We start from the raw sequence: 20,650 nt of genomic DNA on the forward strand, positions 1-20,650 counted from the left end.
CTAAGCGTGAAGACGTACAACGTGGCCAAGTACTAGCTAAGCCAGGTTCAATCACTCCTCACACCAAGTTTGACGCTGAAGTATATGTACTGTCAAAAGAAGAGGGTGGTCGTCATACACCATTCCTAAACGGCTATCGCCCACAGTTCTACTTCCGTACTACTGACGTAACTGGTGCAATCCAATTACAAGACGGTACTGAAATGGTTATGCCTGGTGATAACGTTGAGATGGGCGTAGAGCTTATCCACCCAATCGCTATGGACAAAGGTCTTCGCTTCGCTATTCGTGAAGGCGGCCGTACGGTAGGCGCTGGTGTTGTTGCTAACGTACTAAACTAATCTATCAGTCTCAGTAATGAGCTTGTAAGTTAGTCATAAAAAGCCATCCTTGTTTAAGGGTGGCTTTTTTTAGATAAAATGATCAGGAAATATGGTTATTCTTCGGTAGTATGATCAAACCTTTTGTTATCTTAGCCAACATGATTAGCCAGTTATATCTATAACGTTTATAATTTACTTTCCCATCTATTGTAATTCTTAGCGGAGCTTGCTATATTAACGCTGCTTCTTATTAGTCGCTTGTATCTTCATTTTGTTAAAGTAATGATGATTCAATAGCACATTCAAATAAGAGTAAAACTAGGTAAAGTAATAATTTTACCGCTAAAGGCTTGCATTTTATATCAAATATTGTATAATGCTGTCCTTTACACCCATAGGCGATTGGCTCAATTGGTAGAGCATCGGTCTCCAAAACCGAGGGTTGTAGGTTCGAGTCCTACATCGCCTGCCATCTTCTTATCACATCTTTGTTATACCTCACCATCTCCGAAGCGAGTTCTTTATGAGCAATGATCAAGATAACCTCGAGACTAAGTTATCTGATGCCAAGGCGGGTGCTGGTGGAATGCTGTCTAAAGGTAAGCACATCTCAGCGGGCAATCAAACAACTGCTGTTGAAGTGGCTAAGACAGGCTCAATAAAAGATGTGGTACTGTGGCTACTTGCCGCAGCAGTATTAATCGGGGCGACGTTAGTTAATCAGTATTTACCTGGCTATTGGCAACCTGCCAATGATATCTGGGTACGTATTGGTATTATCGTTGCCCTTATTGTATTCGCCTTAGTATGCTTGGCATTAACGCATCAAGGCCGCGCTTTTAAAATATTATTAAAAGACGCTGCTGTTGAATTGCGCCGAGTGACATGGCCAGGTAAGGATGAAACGTTTCAATATACCTGGCAGGTCATTGTCATGATTGCCATTGTTGGTTTTCTGGTTTGGTTATTAGATAACTTTTTCAATTGGTTCGTTGGCATCTTTATTGGTTAGTCGCACGTATTAGTGAGTCTTACCCCAAAATTTACTTATAATGATCAGGAGCGTGATATGCGTTGGTATATTGTCCAAGCGTTTTCAGGATATGAAAAGCAAGTACAGCGTTCATTAACTGATCGTATTAATCGTAGTGACTTCGCTGAATCATTCGGTGACGTATTGGTTCCTACTGAAGAAGTCGTTGAAATGAAAGACGGCAAAAAGCGTAAGAGTGAGCGTAAGTTCTTTCCAGGTTATGTATTGATCCAGATGGAAATGAACGACAATACTTGGCACATTGTTAAAGAGTGCCCACGTATTATGGGTTTCATCGGTGGCACACCTGAAACACCAGCGCCAATTACGCAAGTAGAAGCAGATCGTATTTTAAACCGTTTGAATCAGACTGAAACCGACCCACGTCCTAAGACTTTATTTGAGCCGGGCGAAGAGCTGTTGGTTATCGATGGTCCATTTACTGACTTTAAAGGGTTGGTAGAAAAAGTGGATTACGAGAAGTCTAAACTACATTTAACCGTAAACGTATTTAATCGACCGACTCAGGTCGAGCTTGAATTTAGTAAAGTTGAAAAGCTAGACTAAATCAGCAAAAAAGTTCATTAACCGGGGAGCTGTTAGTCAATAAGGTTTATACCACATTGATTTGGCGCTATTACCCATTTAGGAGAAAATCATGGCTAAGAAGATTGATGGTTACATCAAACTACAAGTCCCTGCAGGCAAAGCAAATCCTTCACCACCGATTGGTCCAGCATTGGGTCAAAAAGGCGTGAACATCATGGCGTTCTGTAAAGAATTTAACGCTGCGACCTCAAATCAAGAGCCGGGTCTACCGATTCCTACTGAGATCACTGTATATAGCGATAAGTCTTTTACTTTCATCATGAAGTCACCACCAGCTGCATACTTACTACGTAAGGCTGCTGGTATCGCTAAAGGTTCTGGTACACCAAATACCGCTAAAGTCGGTAAAGTTGACCGTGCACAACTAGAAGACATCGTTAAGACCAAAGATGCAGATTTAACTGCTGCTGATCTTGATGCTGCTGTTCGTACCATCGCTGGTACTGCACGTTCAATGGGTATTACCGTGGAGGGTGTGTAAATGAGCAAGCTAACCAAACGTCAAAAAGAAATTCAAAGCCGTATCGTACATGAAAAGCAGTATACAGTTGAAGAAGCGGTTCAAATCCTAAACGATTTACCACCTCTTAAATTCAAAGAGTCAATTGATATTGCGATTAACTTGGGTGTTGACCCGCGTAAATCTGATCAAGTGGTTCGTGGCGCTACTAACTTACCTGCTGGTACTGGTAAAACCAAACGCGTTGCTGTATTTGCTCAAGGTGCTGCTGCTGAAGCCGCCAAAGAAGCTGGTGCAGATATCGTTGGTTTTGAAGACCTAGCAGAATCAATCAAAGCTGGTAACATGGACTTTGATATCGTTATTGCTGCTCCTGATGCAATGCGTGTTGTTGGTCAACTAGGTACTATCCTAGGTCCACGTGGTCTAATGCCTAACCCTAAAGTCGGTACGGTTACGCCTAACGTTGCTGAAGCGGTTACTAACGCTAAAGCCGGTCAAGCACAGTATCGTGTAGACAAAGCAGGTATCATCCACACGACTATCGGTCAAGTTGGTTTTACTGCTGAGCAAGTAATCCAGAATGCTGAAGCACTGATTGCAGATTTAAGACGTGCTAAGCCTGCTACTTCTAAAGGTACTTTCATTAAGAAAATTACCTTGTCTAGCACGATGGGTCCTGGTCTAAGTATTGATCCAGTTCCATATCGCACAGCAAAATAATTAGATATGTGCCTTTATTTGACGATTTTAAATAAAGGCTGCAAAAATATTTTAAAGAATTAGGTCAGCGTAGCAAACGCTATGCTGTCTAAGACCGTAGGTAGAAAGCAGTTTTACGTTTTTATTAATTGTTTTCGGATCATTAGTAATAACAACGAGCTGCTTTTGTTAATCGACGAAAGATGAAAATCTCAATTGTCCTACGCAGACGGTGACCCACCCAGTTGTTGATAAGAGCCGATAGTTCAATCTATCACTTGATGTCATTCTGATAACGGTGCCGTAATCAGTCGTTATGAGTAAATTTATTATTAATAAATATGCTGATAACGTGTCGTATCAAGTCAGTCTAAGCGATTCGTTTAATTATTGAATGCCAATGCTTAAAAGCTTAGGTTTAAATGATTAAATATTCAGCTGATTGATAAGATTAAAGGAGTCAACTTATGGCATTAACGCTAGAGCAAAAACAACAAGTTGTGGCTGAAGTGTCTGAAGTTGCTGCTAATGCTTACTCAGCAGTAGCTGCCGAATATCATGGTATTGGTGTTGCAAAGCTTACTAAGCTGCGCGAACAAGCCCGTGAAAAAGGCGTCGTTTTGAAAGTGGTAAAAAATACCCTAGCAAAACGTGCGTTTGAAGGCACTAAGTTTGAGAGCATGTCAGACCGTATGACTGGTCCATTACTTTTGGCTTTCTCTATGGAAGATTTGGGATCTGCTGCTCGAGTTGTTTTCGAGTTCAGTAAAGATCACAAAGCTTTAGAGACCAAATTGGTATCAGTTGGTGGTGTTGTTTATGGTCCAGAAGAGCTAGAGCGCGTATCGAAGCTACCAACTCGCGACGAAGCAATCTCTATCTTGATGGCTACTATGAATGCACCAGTTACCAAGCTTGTTCAAACTATGAACGCTGTTCCTAGTAAGCTTGTTCGCACGGTAGCAGCAATCAAAGACGCAAAAGAAGCGGCATAATTGCTTGTTTTAACGTAACTTTGACATCGCCGATTGCACTTTACTGCCAACACTATTTGAAAATTTGGCAAGCAATCCAAGCGATTTTAAAATCAATTAATTTTTATCAGATAACGGAGAGTTCTCATGGCACTATCTAAAGATGACGTGTTAAACGCAATCGCTGAAATGTCAGTAATGGATATCGTTGAATTAATCAGCGCTATGGAAGAAAAATTCGGCGTAACAGCTGCTGTTGCTGCTGCACCTGCTGCTGCTGGCCCTGCTGCTGCTGCTGCTGAAGAAAAAGACGAGTTTGACGTAGTTCTTGCCAGCTTTGGCGAGAAGAAAGTTGGCGTAATTAAAGCCGTACGTGAAGCTACTGGTCTTGGCTTGAAAGAAGCGAAAGATTTGGTTGAAAGCGCTCCAGCTCCAATCAAAGAAGGCGTTAACAAAGCTGAAGCTGAAGAGTTGAAAAAGAAACTTGAAGAAGCTGGTGCAACTGTTGAACTAAAATAAGCTTCGCTTATCTTAGTGTTGTACAAAAAAAGCTGGTAATGCCTTGCATTGCCAGCTTTTTTTTACTATAATTCGTAGCTTGACCTTTTGTGTCTGCCAACAGTCGTATGCAACATCACGGTGGATACCCATCAAAAGGACAGACGATATACATGCAAGCACACATGCCAGTTTTTGAAATCAGTTAATTTAAGCTAAACGTCCATAGATGTTTGGCATTTTTTTGTGTCTGCATGCTTTCCCATTAACACTATAGTTTATACTGATTCTAAAAGTTATAGTTACCCCGATTATTATTAATTCTGAAAAGCTATTAAGTTTAGGTTGTCCGTTTCGCAGAGTATTACTGTCAGTAGTTAGGCTTATAGACGGTACATATCAGCGACGATATTAGTTTTGATAGAATTGTTGGTTTTGAAAGAGCCGGTTTTTTGAAAGAAAAATGACTAAATACAATCAGTTTTGATAGCAGATAACTTAGAAATACCCTTGAACGAGTCATTTTTTCTTACCTCTATGAGTAAGTTTTGCCTAAAAAGTAATATGTTTTAGATGATGTGATATTGAATTTGGTCGTCTGAGTGGTCATATAGACTGACTTAGATACCGATCATAAAATGAAAGTAAGGGTGCTAAGTAAGCACTGATAGCAGAAGTAGTAATTGACAAAAGATATCAACTGAACACGATTACCTGTTTTATATTATCGTTTACGTCGCCAAGTTTGTATCGTATTTATGCACGCTGGCCACGCTTTTAATTTGTTTCCACGTTTACTGTAAGGACTCTCGATGGCATATTCTTATACTGAAAAAAAGCGTATTCGCAAAAGTTTTGCTGAATTGCCCACTGTGATGGACATTCCCTATTTACTGTCTATTCAAGTAGATTCTTACGAGCAATTTTTGCAAGAGCACAAAAAGCCAAAAGCTCGTGAGAATACTGGTTTGCAAGCTGCGTATTCCTCTATTTTCCCAATTGAGAGTCACTCTGGTAATGCAGAGCTACAATTCGTTGAATATTATTTAGGCACGCCTGAATTTGATGAGCGTGAGTGTATCTTGCGTGGCTCAACATTTGCTGCGCCGATGCGCGTCAAAATCCGTCTGATCATCAAAGACAAAGATAGCAAAGACAAAGACAGCAAAGCGGCTATTAAAGATATCCGTGAGCAAAGCGTCTATATGGGCGAAATGCCGTTGATGACGGCTAACGGTACTTTTATTATCAATGGTACTGAGCGTGTTATCGTATCTCAGCTACATCGTTCACCTGGTGTGTTCTTTGATCATGATAAAGGTAAGTCGCATTCAAGTGGTAAAGTGCTTTATAACGCCCGTATTATCCCTTACCGTGGTTCATGGTTAGATTTTGAATTTGACGCCAAAGACTTAGTTTTTGCTCGTATTGACCGTCGTCGTAAGCTATTGGCTTCAATTATTCTACGTGCGCTTGGTTTGACAACGTCTGAAATCTTAGATTTGTTCTTTGATAAAGTAGCCGTTTATAAAGGTGAAGAGCAGTTCGAGATTGATCTGGTTGCTGATCGCTTGCGCGGTGAGATGGCTCAGTTCGATATCGTATCACCAGAAGGTGATGTCATCGTAGAGCAGGGCAAGCGTATTAATGCACGCCGTATTCGTCAGCTTGAAGAAGCAGGTATGACGAAGATTGCGATACCTGATGAGTATCTCTATGAGCGTATTTTAGCTGAAGATATCGTGGTGAATGACGAAGTTATCGCTAAAGCGAATACTCTAATTGACCATGAGTTATTGGTTAAATTAAGTGCATTTGAAGCCAGCGAGTCTATCAAAGAGTTCAGCATTTTGTTCACCAACGATATCGATCAAGGCAGTTATATTGCCGATACGCTACGTGCAGATAGCACCTCAAGCCGCGAAGAAGCCTTGATTGAAATTTATAAAGTCATGCGTCCAGGTGAGCCACCAACGGTTGAGACCGCTGAAAAACTATTTGACAGCATGTTCTTCAACGCGGATCGTTATGACTTATCAAATGTCGGTCGTATGAAATTTAACCGTCGTTTAGGGTTAGAGTTTGATAATACTGATGATCCAGACATCCAACGCGCTCGTAGTGTATTGACCAATGCCGATATCGTTAATGTCCTAAAAGAATTGATTGAGATTCGTAATGGTCGCGGCGAAGTCGATGATATCGACCATTTAGGTAACCGTCGTATTCGTTCTGTAGGCGAAATGGCAGAAAACCAATTCCGTGTTGGTCTAGTACGTGTAGAGCGTGCGGTCAAAGAGCGTCTGAGCTCAGCGGAATCTGATAACTTGTCACCACAAGATTTGATTAACTCGAAGCCTGTTGCGGCTGCGGTGAAAGAATTCTTTGGTTCAAGCCAGTTATCGCAGTTTATGGATCAGAACAATCCATTGTCTGAAGTTACCCATAAACGCCGTGTCTCAGCTCTAGGACCCGGTGGTCTGACCCGTGAACGTGCAGGCTTTGAAGTACGTGACGTACATGATACCCATTATGGCCGCGTATGCCCGATTGAGACTCCTGAAGGTCCAAACATTGGTCTTATCAACTCATTGGCAACTTTTGCTAAAACCAACAGCTTTGGCTTCTTAGAAACGCCTTATCGCCGTGTGGTTGATGGTAAAGTAACGGATGTCATTGAGTATCTATCAGCGATTGAAGAAGTAGGTACGGTCATTGCACAGGCTGACTCACCAGTAACCGCAGAAGGCGCGTTATCTGATGAAATGGTCAGTGTGCGTAGCTATGGTGAATTCGTGCGTATGCCGCCAGAAAAAGTGACGCATATGGATGTGTCGCCAAGTCAGGTTGTATCGGTAGCAGCAGGTCTAATTCCATTCCTAGAGCATGATGATGCTAACCGTGCCTTGATGGGTTCGAACATGCAGCGTCAGGCAGTTCCTACGCTACGTGCTGACAAGCCGTTAGTAGGTACGGGCATGGAGCGTCACGTTGCTCGTGACTCTGGCGTTTGTGTTATTGCTAAGCGTGGCGGTGTGATCGAAGACGTTGATGCCTCACGTGTTGTGGTTCGTGTGAATGAAGATGAGATGATTGCTGGTGAAGCTGGTATTGATATCTATAACCTCGTTAAATACACGCGTTCTAACCAAAATACTTGTATCAACCAACGTATTATCGTTAACCAAGGCGATGCTATTGCTGTAGGCGATATCTTGGCTGATGGTCCGTCAACGGATCTTGGTGAGCTTGCATTGGGTCAGAACATTCGCATCGCATTTATGCCGTGGAATGGTTACAACTTCGAAGATTCAATCTTGCTATCTGAAAAAGTAGTTAAAGAAGATCGTTTTACTACTATTCATATCCAAGAATTGACTTGTGTGGCACGTGATACCAAGCTAGGTACTGAAGAGATCACTGCGGATATTCCAAACGTTGGTGAAGCCGCTCTATCAAGCCTTGATGAGGCAGGTATCGTTTATATCGGTGCTGAAGTGGATGCTGGTGATATTCTAGTTGGTAAAGTGACGCCAAAAGGTGAAACGCAACTAACGCCAGAAGAGAAATTGCTCCGGGCTATCTTTGGTGAAAAAGCGGCCGATGTTAAAGACACGTCACTACGTGTACCAACATCAAGTAAAGGCACGGTTATTGACGTTCAAGTCTTTACTCGTGACGGCGTTGAAAAAGATGCGCGCGCACGTGCCATTGAAAAATCACAGCTTGATAGCTATCGTAAAGATTTAAAAGAAGAGCTACGTATCTTTGAAGAAGCGGCTCGTGGTCGTATCGGTAATCTGTTAGATGGTCAAAAAGTCAGCGGTGGTTCTGGTCTAAAAGCCGGTACAGTGATGGCATTGGCCGATATGAAAGATATGAGCCTTGAGACTTTGCTTGATATTCAGCCTGTTGAAGAAGAAATCTCTGAGCGTCTCACGCAAATCGCTGAGTATTTGGTTGATAAGCAAAAAGACATCGATGTGAAGTTTGCTGAGAAAAAACGCAAATTAACCGCTGGTGATGACTTACAACATGGCGTACAAAAAATCGTTAAGGTATATCTAGCGGTTAAGCGTCGTATTCAGCCTGGTGATAAAATGGCGGGTCGTCATGGTAACAAAGGTGTGGTATCGCGCATTATGCCAGTTGAAGACATGCCTTATGATGAGAATGGTAATACCGTTGACATCGTCTTGAACCCGCTTGGTGTACCATCTCGTATGAACATCGGTCAGGTTCTAGAAACGCATTTGGGTATGGCAGCGAAAGGCTTGGGCGAGAAGATCGATGGTATGCTCAAATCGCAAGCAGCGATCAAAGATTTACGTGACTTCTTAGACAAAATCTATAACCAAGTCGGCGGTGAGCAAGTTGATCTTGATAGCTTGAGTGATGATGACATCATGGCGCTAGCAGATAACTTGCGCGCTGGTGTACCAATGGGCACAGCAGTATTTGACGGCGCAAGAGAAAGCCAAGTTAAGGATCTGTTAGAGCTTGCTGGTATGGATCGCGATGGTCAACAGACGTTGTATGATGGTCGTACTGGTCAGAAGTTTGACCGCAAAGTAACCGTTGGTTATATGTATATGCTCAAACTTAACCATTTGGTTGACGACAAAATGCATGCACGTTCAACTGGTTCTTACTCATTAGTGACGCAGCAGCCACTCGGCGGTAAAGCTCAGTTTGGTGGTCAGCGCTTCGGTGAGATGGAAGTCTGGGCACTAGAAGCTTACGGCGCGACTTATACGCTACAAGAGATGCTGACTGTGAAGTCGGATGACGTTGAAGGCCGTACGCGTATGTACAAAAACATCGTTGATGGTGAGCAGTATATGGATCCAGGTATGCCTGAATCGTTTAACGTACTGACCAAAGAAATCAAATCATTGGGTATTAATATTGAGTTAAAACAAACCCATTAAGCACGGCTGATTGAGACTATCGTTAACATGGTCTCAGTCAATTATTATCCTTAGTGGTCAACCTAAAAGCAGTATGCGCATCGCTGCTGCTTTTAGTGATTTGTCTCAACCCTATTCATTGCCTTCATTCATCTTATTTGCGTCAATAATACGCTATCAGATGATTATAAAGATAACGGAGAAGCAACTTGAAAGATTTACTCGATATCATGCAAAGCCCTACCGGCAACGGTAATCAAGAGTTTGATAGCATTCAAATTACTTTAGCCTCACCTGACGTCATTAAGTCATGGTCGCATGGCGAAGTGAAAAAGCCTGAAACTATTAACTATCGTACGTTTAAGCCTGAGCGTGATGGTCTATTTTGTGCCAAAATCTTTGGTCCAGTAAAAGACTTTGAATGTTTATGTGGTAAATATAAGCGCCGTAAGTTCCAAGGCGTTATCTGTGAAAAATGTGGCGTAGAAGTGACGACTGCGAAAGTACGTCGTGATCGTATGGGTCATATTGACCTAGCCAGTCCAGTGGCGCATATTTGGTTCTTAAAATCATTACCAAGCCGCATCGGTCTATTGCTAGACATGACGCTACGTGATATCGAGCGCGTTCTGTATTTTGAAAGCTATATCGTTACTGAGCCAGGTTTGACTTCTCTAGAGAAGTATCAACTGCTCGATGATGAAGATTATTATAAAGCGCTTGAAGAGTTTGGCGATGAATTCACTGCTAAAATGGGTGCTGAAGCGGTTCAAGACCTATTGAAAGATATCGATTTAGATCTTGAAATCGATGATTTGCGCGAAGCGATCCCGCAAACTGGTTCTGAAACCAAGCTTAAAAAGATGTCTAAGCGTCTTAAATTATTAGAAGCCTTCCGTGACTCTAATAACAAGCCTGAGTGGATGGTGATGAACATCTTGCCAGTACTACCACCAGATTTGCGTCCGCTAGTACCACTAGAAGGCGGTCGTTTTGCGACTTCAGATCTAAACGATTTGTATCGCCGCGTCATTAACCGTAATAACCGTCTAAAGCGTCTGCTTGAGCTGAGCGCACCTGATATCATCGTACGTAACGAAAAGCGTATGTTGCAAGAATCAGTGGATGCCTTGCTTGATAACGGTCGTCGCGGTCGTGCGATCACTGGTAGTAACAAGCGTCCATTGAAATCTTTGGCTGATATGATCAAAGGTAAGCAAGGTCGTTTCCGTCAAAACTTACTTGGTAAGCGTGTTGACTATTCTGGTCGTTCGGTGATCGTTGTTGGTCCAACGCTACGTCTACATCAGTGCGGTTTACCAAAGAAAATGGCACTTGAATTATTCAAACCATTTACTTATAACAAATTATTGTCTCATGGTTTAGCGACCACGATTAAAGCTGCCAAAAAGATGGTAGAGCGTGAAGAGCCGCAAGTGTGGGATATGCTGGCCATGGTTATCCGTGAGCATCCAGTGCTTCTTAACCGTGCACCAACGCTTCACCGTTTGGGCTTGCAAGCATTTGAGCCAGTACTAATCGAAGGTAAAGCAATCCAATTGCATCCGCTCGTTTGTACCGCGTTTAACGCCGATTTTGATGGTGACCAAATGGCCGTTCACGTGCCATTGACCCTAGAAGCACAGCTTGAATCACGTGCGCTAATGATGTCTACCAATAACATCTTGTCGCCTGCGAACGGTGATCCAATCATCGTACCGTCACAGGATGTTGTACTGGGTCTATATTACATCAGTCGCTCCTCTATCAATGCCAAAGGCGAGGGCATGATTTTTGCCACCGTTAATGAAGCATTGCGTGCGATTGGTTCAAACGATTTGCATGTAAACGCTAAGATCAAAGTGCGTGTCACCGAGACGCATATTGATGAAGATGGCAATGAGACTAAAGAAATCAGTTTAAAAGAAACGGTTGCAGGTCGTTTATTGATCTGGAACATCATGCCTAAAGGTATGTCTTTTGATGAATGTAACCAAGAGATGACGAAGAAAAACATCTCTCGTTTGATCAACTCTTGCTACCGTAAAGTTGGCGTTAAAGAAAGTGTCATGTTTGCTGACCAATTGATGTATCTTGGTTTTGCCCAAGCGACATTGTCTGGTGTGTCTATCGGTATTGATGACATGGTCATTCCACCACTGAAAAAGCAAATCATCGAAGTGGCAGAAGGCGAAGTTCGCGAAATCGAAGATCAATTCGAGCAAGGTTTTGTGACCGCTGGTGAGCGCTATAACAAAGTAGTTGATATCTGGTCACGTACCAATGACAAAGTCGCTAAAGCGATGATGGACAACTTAGCCACTGATAAAATCATGAACGCCAAAGGTGAGGAAGAAGAGCAGAAGTCATTTAACTCTATCTTTATCATGTCAGATTCTGGTGCTCGTGGTAGTGCGGCTCAGATTCGTCAGTTGGCTGGTATGCGTGGTTTGATGGCTAAGCCAGATGGTTCAATCATCGAAACGCCAATTAAAGCAAACTTCCGTGAAGGCTTGACCGTACTTCAGTACTTTATTTCAACGCATGGTGCACGTAAAGGTCTTGCGGATACGGCACTGAAAACCGCTAACTCAGGTTACTTGACGCGTCGTTTGGTTGATGTGGCACAAGATTTGGTTATTACCAGTGATGACTGTGGTACTGAGCAAGGCTTGCTCATGAAACCACATATTCAAGGTGGTGAAATCATTGAGAAGTTAGGTGAGCTAGTGCTAGGTCGTGTGACGGCTCGTGATGTGACTTATAACGATGATGCTGATAAGGTATTGATTCCAGCAGGTACTTTGATCGATGAGCATTGGGTAAACGTGCTTGATAACAATGCGATTGATGACATCTGGGTACGCTCAGTTATTACTTGTAATGTTGAGCATGGTGTTTGTTCACAGTGTTATGGTCGTGATTTGGCTCGTGGTCATAAAGTGAATATCGGCGAATCAGTTGGTGTTATGGCCGCTCAGTCTATCGGTGAGCCTGGTACTCAGTTAACGATGCGTACATTCCACGTGGGCGGGGCAGCAAGCTCAGCATCAGTGGATAACAGCATCTCAGTTCGTAGTGCTGGTCAAGCGCATTTCGAAAACATGAAAACGGTTCAACATACCGATGGTCACTTAGTCATCGTATCGCGTTCAGCTGAAATCGCCTTGACCGATGAGCTTGGTCGTGAGCGTGAGCGCTATAAAGTGCCTTATGGTTCTAGCGTGCTTGTGAAACACGAAGATCAGGTTGATGCTGGTCAAACCATCGCTAAATGGGATCCGCACACGCATCCTATTATCACAGAATTTGCTGGTACTGCACGCTTCAGTGAGATCACTGATGGCTTGACTGCTACCGTAAAAGTTGATGATGCGACTGGTATGAGCTCATTTGAGATTCTTGCTACTCGTGACCGTTCAAGTTCAGCAAAAGACTTACGTCCTGCGATTATCTTGAACACTGATGAAGGTAAAGAAGTGGTTTACTTCTTACCAGCTGAAACCATCATTCGCGTCAGCGATGGTGAAAAAGTAGCAGCCGGTTCGATTTTGGGTCGTGTACCACAAGCCTCTTCAGGTACCAAAGATATTACCGGTGGTCTACCACGTGTTGCTGACTTGTTCGAAGCACGTCGTCCGAAAGATCATGCCATCATGGCAGAAATGACAGGTGTGGTTAGCTTTGGTAAAGAGACTAAAGGTAAAAACCGCTTCATCATCACCAATGAAGATGGTGAGATTCATGAAGAGCTAATCCCGAAATGGCGTCAAATCAACGTCTTTGAAAACGAAACGGTAGCACGTGGTGAAGTGATCGCTGATGGTCCACAGAATCCACATGATATCTTACGTTTGAAAGGTCAGACTGCACTTGCTGATTACATTGTTAACGAAGTACAGGATGTTTATCGCTTGCAGGGTGTAAAAATCAACGATAAGCACATCGAAGTGATTATTCGTCAGATGTTGCGCAAAGTTGAAATCACTGATGGCGGCGATTCAAACCACTTTAAAGGCGATCAAGCAGAGTACTCTGATATCAAAGCATTGAATGCGAAGCTGGAAGCGGAAGATAAATTCCCAGTACAGTTCGAGCGTCAATTACTAGGTATCACCAAAGCAAGTCTGGCAACAGAAAGCTTTATTTCAGCAGCATCGTTCCAGGAGACGACCCGTGTACTAACTGCGGCTGCCGTGACTGGTAAAGTGGATGAGCTACGTGGTCTGAAAGAAAACGTGGTCGTTGGTCGCTTGATTCCTGCTGGTACTGGTCTTGCTTATCATAAAGCACGTAAAGAGAAAGCGGAGCAAAAACTGCTAGATAAAGATCTTAAAGCAGGGTTTGACAATGCAGCATTTGATATGTCAGCGAGCACGGATAGTAAAGACTTTGCAAGCTTCGATGAAGCCTTTGCACAAGAGCTTAATCAGGATAATTAATAGTATTAAGCGTCTTTGATTTATTGTCAATTTGATAAAAAGCCAGCCTAAGTTGCTGGCTTTTTTGTGTGTGCAATAAAGTGAGAAATGCATGGTACTGTGATCTAAAAAAATAGTACACTGGAAAATATGCCCTAATTTACACTTCATATAAGGATAAGTCGCAAATGGCAGGTAAAACCCGCGTTGCCAAATATCAAGCAGATCGAACCAATCAAAAACTGTATTTCTGTCGTCTATCCTGCCAAGCAGCGGGAAGTACCGATGATAAGCAGCACTATCAAGCCCATTGTGAAACTGCTATTTTTCATCTATACGGTGCCTTTCTCGCATTTACCCAAGAGCTAGGTTATTTTTATAGTTTAAACATGAGCGCACCAACATTGTCAGATATTGAGCAAGCATTGAGCGAGCGTACCCAAGTATCGCCTGAGATTCAGCGGTTACAGCAGTTACAGCAGCAGGGTTTTTTGGCCAATATAGAGCGTGCGTATCAGCGTTGTCTGTACGCCGTGCCGCCAGATACTATCGTAGATCAAACACCAAGCAATACTGCCTCACCTGATCTTATTGTTAACGTTGTGACCTTGTCGAATCAATGGCTGCCAGATGAGACGACAATACGCGAATGGCGTCAGCAGTTTTTAGAGCTGATTGAGCAACTACGTGCTGGTATGGTTGAGTTCTAAAAATAGTTATTAAAAATTTATCTCATTTTTATCACCATTTTTAAAATGAAGACATGTTCTAGTTGACTGATGACTGTCCTTTAATAGAGTGGTATTGATCAAAGTATTAAGTATAAAAAAGGCTTATTTAGCGAGTGCCAAATAAGCCTTTTTTTAAGTCATAAGTTTATATTATTAATGGTTGTCTACTCTGGTATCGGTGGCATGCGCTCAACGGGTGTTACCGATAAAGGATTTTGCGGCACACTATCATTACTACGACTGTTACTAGGTTTGGCTGCTTGAGAGCTAGTTTGTACTTCAACAGGCTCAGCTGGTGGTGATTTACGCTGTTGAGTCTGCGTCTTAACTGGTTTTTCTGATTCGCTGCTATCCGTATCTTCATCATCGGCCAGAATACCATCATCAGTCATTTCTATAATTTTTTGCTTTTGTTTTTTCGATTTGGCGCGGTTATTGATAGACACCCATTGATGAGGCGTGTCTTTAAGTTGGGCTTTCATAAAATCCATCCAAACGGGTAGAGCTGCCACACCACCATATTCGCGACGACCCATGGTTGATGGTTGATCAAAACCCATCCACACGACAGTTGCATTGGTAGGATGAAAACCTGCAAACCAAGCGTCTTTTGCTTCATTGGTGGTACCGGTCTTGCCACCAATATCATCACGACCTAAAGCCTTGGCTCGTACTGCCGTACCACGCTGTACGACATCACGTAAGATATCTGCCATCTCAAAAGCGACTCTGGGTTGTAAGATTCGAGGTGCTTGCTTAGCCAGTGCATATTGAACCGCTGGCGCTTTTAAGCGATCGGCCTGTGGACTAGCATCATAAACCTTTAAATTTAGCGCTTTACCGTTTTGTTCAATGTTATCAATATTTTCTAAATTTTGTTCTTTAACCATCACTTCATCATCGATAGCACTGTCTTCATTTTCAATTGACTTCTTATAATCTTCGATGAGATTTCTATTGAGGTCTTCAAGTTTTTCATTGAAGCAGGTGGCACACGCTTGGCGTGGGTTTGCCTGAAAGAGGAGGTTATTATTATAATTATAAATTTGTTCGATAAAATACGGCTGTACACGGTGACCGCCATTTGCAAACGTGGCATAAGCTGTTGCCATCTGTAATGGTGTAGCCTGTCCTGTGCCTAGCGCTAACGACAAAGTCGTCGGCAGCTTTTCTTTATCAAGACCGAATTCATCTAACAGGTCGCGCACATCAGAGATGCCCACAGCCTGTAGCAATCGAATAGACACTAAGTTACGTGACCGATATAGAGCACGACGTAAAGTAATATCTCCCAAAAATCTTCCATCAGAATTTTTCGGTTTCCAATCACCTACTTGAATCGGTCGATCCGAAACAATGCTATCTGGGCGATAGCCTTTTTCTAGAGCAGCGGTATAGACAAGTGGTTTAATGGTTGAGCCTGGTTGACGCCAGCCTTGTAGAGCACGATTGAATTTACTGTGATTAAAGTCAAAGCCACCGACCAATGCCTTAACAGCACCAGTTTCTGGATTCAAGGAGACCAGACTTCCTTGTAGTTTGGGAATTTGTCCCAACTGCCAATTACCATTCGCGGTCGGTATCAAACGAATGATATCGTTTTTATTGACAATTTGGCGGGCGTTGTCAGGAAAGTAACCGATACGATTGGCAGAAATATACTTGCGTGCCCAGCTCATCCCAGACCAACCAACGGTCACATTCTCACCAGAAGGCATTGTCGCCTCAAAACTGCGAGCATTAACCTTGGTGACTTTGGCAGGAGTCATATTGCTATAGCGTCGGAAATTTTCTAGCGGTTCATCATTTGCTTCAGCCCCGCGCCAACCATGACGATGTTCGTAAGCCACTAAACCTGTCAGTACCGCCGCTTCCGCATCTGTTTGTGCTTTGCTATCAACGGTAAGGCGTACCCGCCATCCACTATGCATCACTTGCTCACCATAGCGATCAACTAAGGTAGAGCGTGTCATTTCTGCCAAATACGGCATATTGACGTCGAGCTTCTCTTTATAGAGGTTAATGCCTACTGGTGAGCTGATCGCTTCGTCGCGTTGTGCTTTGGTGATATAGCCTAACTCGTGCATGCGTCCAATGATCCAGTTGCGGCGAGTGAGGGCGCGACTTGGATTGGCAACAGGATTATATTTAGAAGGGGCTTTGGGTAGACCTGCCAACATTGCTGTTTCAGCAATAGTGAGGTTTTCTAGGGATTTACTATAGTATTTTTTGGCCGCGGCGCGGATACCATAAGCGCCTTCGCCTAGATAGATTTTGTTGACATAAAGCGTCAAGATATCATTTTTACTGAGCTCATCTTCTATTTTACGTGCTAAAAATAGCTCGACCAATTTGCGATTTAAGGTGCGCTCTGGACTTAAGAAGTAGTTTTTGGCAACCTGCATGGTAATGGTAGAGCCGCCCGTTTGGCTGTCGTCGTCAGTCACTACTTCTGTCACTGCGCGACCAAGACCTTTAATACTAATACCGCTGTGCTGAAAAAAGGACGCATCTTCTGCTGCTAAAAAAGCATGAGTCAAATTTTCAGGAATATCTTCAAAAGTAACGGGTAAAGATAAACGGTTACCATATTGGCCAATGAGTTTGTCATCACTACTATATATCTGTAATGGCATCTCTAAATTTGCTGTTTTAATCTCTTGAATGCTAGGCAGGGTAGGCGATAAATACATCGCCATCCCATAAAAACCAATGGGCACAGCAAGTGCTAAGATAACTGCCAATGCCAAGCAGGCAATAACAAGCCCCACCAAAAAGTGAATGAGACGGGCGGTAGCATTTTTTTTGGTCATAAGAAGACTTATCAATTAAAATTTGCAACAGATAAAACATTATACCTTGAACAAAATCAGCAGGTCATAATAAATGTGTAAGTTGACCTTAATAACCTGTTTAAATGCTTGAATCTATCTGTTAAGTAAAGTATTGTACTGAATTATTACAAATAACTATCAGATTGTACACTTAATATAAGGTATAGAGTTTGTGAGGCTATTTACTTCCAAAAGTCAGAATTTAATTGGTGTGGATATCTGTGCCACTTCAGTAAAGTTGGTTGACATACAGCGCCAACAGGGCATGTTTCATCTAAAATCTTATGGTATTGAAAGACTGCCAGAAGGTATAGTCGTCGATAAACTTCTTGTAGATACTGAAGCGGTTGGTCATATTATTGCTAACTTAGCTAAACGTTGTCATGTCGCTGGTAGTAGTGCTGCAACTGCCGTATCAGGGTCAGCAGTGATTACTAAAATTATTGATATGGATGCTGCGCTAAGCGATGTTGAGCGCGAAGCTCAAATACGTTTAGATGCTGATCAATACATACCTTATCCATTAGAAGACGTCAACTTAGACTTTGAAGTTTTAGGGCCTTCTTTAGTAAGTGATGATATGGTGCAAGTCTTACTTGCCGCATCACGCTCGGAGAATGTTGACCAAAGAGTTGATGCCTTAACCTTTGGTGGTCTTCAAACGAAGGTCATGGATATCGAATCCCATGCGATAGAGCGTGCTTTCGGACTCATGGTAGATAACTTACCAAATACCCCTGAATTAGTGGCTTTGATAGATATTGGTCATAATCAAACGACTTTATATATCGCTAAGAACGGTGAGTTTATCTATAGCCGTGAACAACTATTTGGTGGTGTTCAGTTGACAGAAGCGATACAAAATCGTTATGGACTATCTGCTGAAGAAGCGGCTATCAGTAAGCGTGAGCGTACCTTACCAGATGACTACTATCTTGATGTGTTGACGCCTTTTATTGAGAATACCATTCAACAAATTACTCGTTCGTTGCAATTTTACTTCTCTTCAAGCCAATACAGTAGTATCGATCATGTGGTTCTTGCTGGTGGTAGTAGCTCTATTGCTGGTCTTGCTGGCATGGCACAGCAAAAACTTGGGGTGACTGTTAGTATTGCCAACCCTTTTATCAATATGACTATTGCACCAAATATCGATAATGAGCAACTGGCCATTGATGCACCAAGTTTAATGGCTGCATGCGGTCTTGCGTTAAGGAGCTTCGACTAATGGCTCGTATTAACCTATTACCTTGGCGCCAAGAAGAGCGCGAGCGTCGCAATAAAGAATTTCTCACGTTAGTAGTGGCAGTGACTTTGCTTACTTTATTGGCTGCATTTGCTTCATGGAGCTACTTTAACAACGAGCTTGATGAACAACTGGATGCGAACGCATTGATTGAAAAAGAAAATGCGCTTTTAGATACGGCTTTGACTGAAATTGATAGTCTGGAGCAGCGCCGTGACGATATCATTTCACGTATGCAAGTCATTCAAGACTTGCAGGGTCGACGTCCTGTGCCTGTTCGTTTATGGGATGATCTTGCTAAAGCCATCCCGCCGGCACTCTATTTGAATAACCTCAAACGTGAAGGCGATGTTTTGACGCTGACAGGTCTAGCTGATAATCCAAACATTGTATCAAGTTTGATTCGTAATCTTGATGATAGTAAATGGATGGGTGATTCAGCCGTTAGTAATATCCAACAAAATATCAGTGCTTATGAATCTGCACCAGTGCTTAATAATACGGTCACCGCTGGCGAACAGCCGCGTCCTATTTATCCTGAAGACAGTTATGTACAGTTTGTGATCACGACCAAAGTACAGTCGGAAACAGCCGTTCCTGTAGAAGGTGCTGACGGTACCACTGTACCTGGAGGTGAGTTATGAAGCTTAACCGTAAAAAAAGCTTGATTAAAACCAAAAAAACAGCCTTAAAACCAAAGCAACAGTTTGATTTACAGGAATTTCGCCGCAGTTTTGAGTCGTTAGACTCTGAAAACTACGGCAGCTGGCCATTACCTGTAAAGGTAACGGTAATAGGGCTTATCATTACGCTCATCGCAGCGTTGGCATGGGCTTTACCGATTAGTAGTAAGATCGATGAGATCAATGCTGCTGAGAGCCAGCAACAAACATTACTTGATAGCTATCGTGAAAAAGAATCACGCGCGCGTCATTTAAAAGCTTACCAAGAGCAAGTTGTCCAAATGGAAGCTGAGTTCAATACCTTACTCGATCAGCTACCAAAAGATACGCGTGTATCAGAGCTGGTAGAGGGCATTAACATGACGGGTGTCGGCAGCAATATACGTTTTCAAGACATTTCAGTAGAGCCTGAGATTGAAAACGAATTTTTTATTGAGCAACCTATCCGCATTGCTGCTTTGGGCGAATATCATCAGTTTGGTAGCTTTATTAGTGGTCTTGCCGCCTTACCACGAATCATTACTATGCATGATTTTGAGGTCAGCAATCCGCAGCCGACATTGGATGTTTTACCGGAGCTTAATTTGGTATTACAAACCAAAACCTATCGTTCAAAAGAAGCTGACCCTGAGGGTGATGAAACGGTTGCTGTCACTGACGCTGCAACCACTGATAATGCAGGAGGCAACTAATGAATATTCAAAAACTGCCTACGCTATTGGTTTTAAGCATGGCTGTATTGTCCATGACAGGGTGTGCGGATCGCATTGGTATGGCAGAGCAATCAATGAACGATATCCGTAATCAGCCAGCTCAACCTATTGAACCACCGCCCAAAGCTGAGCTAGTAGAAGACTTTGTTTATAGTGCCAGCGCACAGCGCAGTCCATTCTTACCACCGAGTTTAGTCAATGTCCAAGGTCCTACCACTTCCATCGATGGTGTGCGTCCTGACATTACCAGAGTGAAAGAACCTCTTGAGCAATATGAGCTATCGCAACTGATTTTTCGTGGTGTCGTAATTTCACCTGAAGGTCAGCGATATGCGTTGGTACAACGCCCTGATGGTTCAGTCGCGAGTGTTAAAGTAGGTGATTATCTTGGACTAAATGACGGCCGTATTGTTGAAATCACGCCGACCCAGATTAACTTGATTGAAATTGTGCCAGACAGCCGCGCTGGGTTTGTTGAAAAACCCCAGTCGTTGGTTTCACCCATAAGCTAAG

Annotated in this window: 14 protein-coding genes, 1 tRNA gene and 1 pseudogene; 15 read left to right on the plus strand and 1 reads right to left on the minus strand. The window is 42.8% G+C overall.

Going from position 1 to position 20,650, the window contains the following annotated elements; translation table 11 throughout:
• The 11 genes and pseudogenes from tuf to I3252_RS01470 form a co-directional block, all read left to right on the plus strand.
• Positions 1-341 (plus strand): annotated as a pseudogene (tuf, locus tag I3252_RS01420) (elongation factor Tu); the annotation flags it as partial.
• A 378-nt stretch (positions 342-719) separates the two neighbouring features.
• Positions 720-795 (plus strand) — tRNA-Trp (locus I3252_RS01425).
• A 51-nt stretch (positions 796-846) separates the two neighbouring features.
• Complete coding sequence (secE, locus tag I3252_RS01430; protein ID WP_238033989.1) at positions 847-1,335, plus strand: preprotein translocase subunit SecE; 489 nt, start codon at positions 847-849, stop codon at positions 1,333-1,335.
• A 57-nt stretch (positions 1,336-1,392) separates the two neighbouring features.
• A complete protein-coding gene (gene nusG, locus I3252_RS01435; RefSeq protein ID WP_045443893.1) occupies positions 1,393-1,923 on the plus strand; it encodes a transcription termination/antitermination protein NusG in 531 nt (176 codons plus the stop codon).
• Positions 1,924-2,014: 91 nt separating this feature from the next.
• Complete coding sequence (gene rplK / locus I3252_RS01440) at positions 2,015-2,446, plus strand: 50S ribosomal protein L11 (RefSeq protein ID WP_010201717.1); 432 nt, start codon at positions 2,015-2,017, stop codon at positions 2,444-2,446.
• Positions 2,447-3,148 (plus strand): 50S ribosomal protein L1, encoded by a 702-nt coding sequence (gene rplA, locus I3252_RS01445; RefSeq protein WP_045443901.1) that lies wholly within the window; start codon positions 2,447-2,449, stop codon positions 3,146-3,148.
• A gap of 446 nt (positions 3,149-3,594) precedes the next feature.
• The gene (gene rplJ / locus I3252_RS01450; RefSeq protein WP_045443904.1) at positions 3,595-4,122 is read left to right on the plus strand and encodes a 50S ribosomal protein L10; all 528 of its coding nucleotides are present in this window, start codon (positions 3,595-3,597) and stop codon (positions 4,120-4,122) included.
• Between the two features lie 126 nt (positions 4,123-4,248).
• On the plus strand, positions 4,249-4,620 hold the full coding sequence (gene rplL, locus I3252_RS01455; protein ID WP_011514491.1) for a 50S ribosomal protein L7/L12: 372 nt from the start codon (positions 4,249-4,251) through the stop codon (positions 4,618-4,620).
• Between the two features lie 791 nt (positions 4,621-5,411).
• Positions 5,412-9,530: a DNA-directed RNA polymerase subunit beta gene (gene rpoB, locus I3252_RS01460; RefSeq protein WP_087814768.1), complete on the plus strand. Its 4,119-nt coding sequence runs from the start codon at positions 5,412-5,414 to the stop codon at positions 9,528-9,530.
• Between the two features lie 188 nt (positions 9,531-9,718).
• Positions 9,719-13,951 carry a DNA-directed RNA polymerase subunit beta' gene (rpoC, locus tag I3252_RS01465; RefSeq protein WP_055124834.1) on the plus strand — a complete coding sequence of 1,411 codons (4,233 nt, stop codon included), beginning with the start codon at positions 9,719-9,721 and terminating at the stop codon, positions 13,949-13,951.
• Between the two features lie 167 nt (positions 13,952-14,118).
• Positions 14,119-14,640, plus strand: a complete 522-nt coding sequence (locus tag I3252_RS01470) for a DUF6586 family protein (RefSeq protein ID WP_201554838.1) — start codon at positions 14,119-14,121, stop codon at positions 14,638-14,640.
• A gap of 185 nt (positions 14,641-14,825) precedes the next feature.
• On the opposite strand, the gene I3252_RS01475 is transcribed toward I3252_RS01470, so the two are convergent.
• A complete protein-coding gene (locus I3252_RS01475; RefSeq protein ID WP_238033990.1) occupies positions 14,826-17,474 on the minus strand; it encodes a PBP1A family penicillin-binding protein in 2,649 nt (882 codons plus the stop codon).
• Positions 17,475-17,667: 193 nt separating this feature from the next.
• Here I3252_RS01475 and I3252_RS01480 point away from each other — a divergent pair, with 193 nt between their 5' ends.
• The 4 genes from I3252_RS01480 to I3252_RS01495 are packed head-to-tail and all read left to right on the plus strand — an operon-like array spanning position 17,668 to position 20,649.
• Complete coding sequence (locus I3252_RS01480; RefSeq protein WP_238033991.1) at positions 17,668-18,723, plus strand: pilus assembly protein PilM; 1,056 nt, start codon at positions 17,668-17,670, stop codon at positions 18,721-18,723.
• The gene (locus I3252_RS01485) at positions 18,723-19,385 is read left to right on the plus strand and encodes a PilN domain-containing protein (protein ID WP_238033992.1); all 663 of its coding nucleotides are present in this window, start codon (positions 18,723-18,725) and stop codon (positions 19,383-19,385) included. The genes I3252_RS01480 and I3252_RS01485 overlap by 1 nt, the downstream gene beginning before the upstream one ends.
• Positions 19,382-20,116: a type 4a pilus biogenesis protein PilO gene (pilO, locus tag I3252_RS01490; protein WP_045453405.1), complete on the plus strand. Its 735-nt coding sequence runs from the start codon at positions 19,382-19,384 to the stop codon at positions 20,114-20,116. The genes I3252_RS01485 and pilO overlap by 4 nt, the downstream gene beginning before the upstream one ends.
• Entirely contained in the window at positions 20,116-20,649 is a 534-nt protein-coding gene (locus I3252_RS01495) for a pilus assembly protein PilP (protein ID WP_045443920.1), read from the plus strand. Before pilO ends, I3252_RS01495 begins: the two co-directional genes overlap by 1 nt.
• The last annotated feature ends 1 nt before the right edge of the window (position 20,650 follow it).

This window comes from Psychrobacter sp. Ps4 (genome assembly GCF_022129285.1).
Taxonomy (GTDB): domain Bacteria; phylum Pseudomonadota; class Gammaproteobacteria; order Pseudomonadales; family Moraxellaceae; genus Psychrobacter; species Psychrobacter immobilis_A.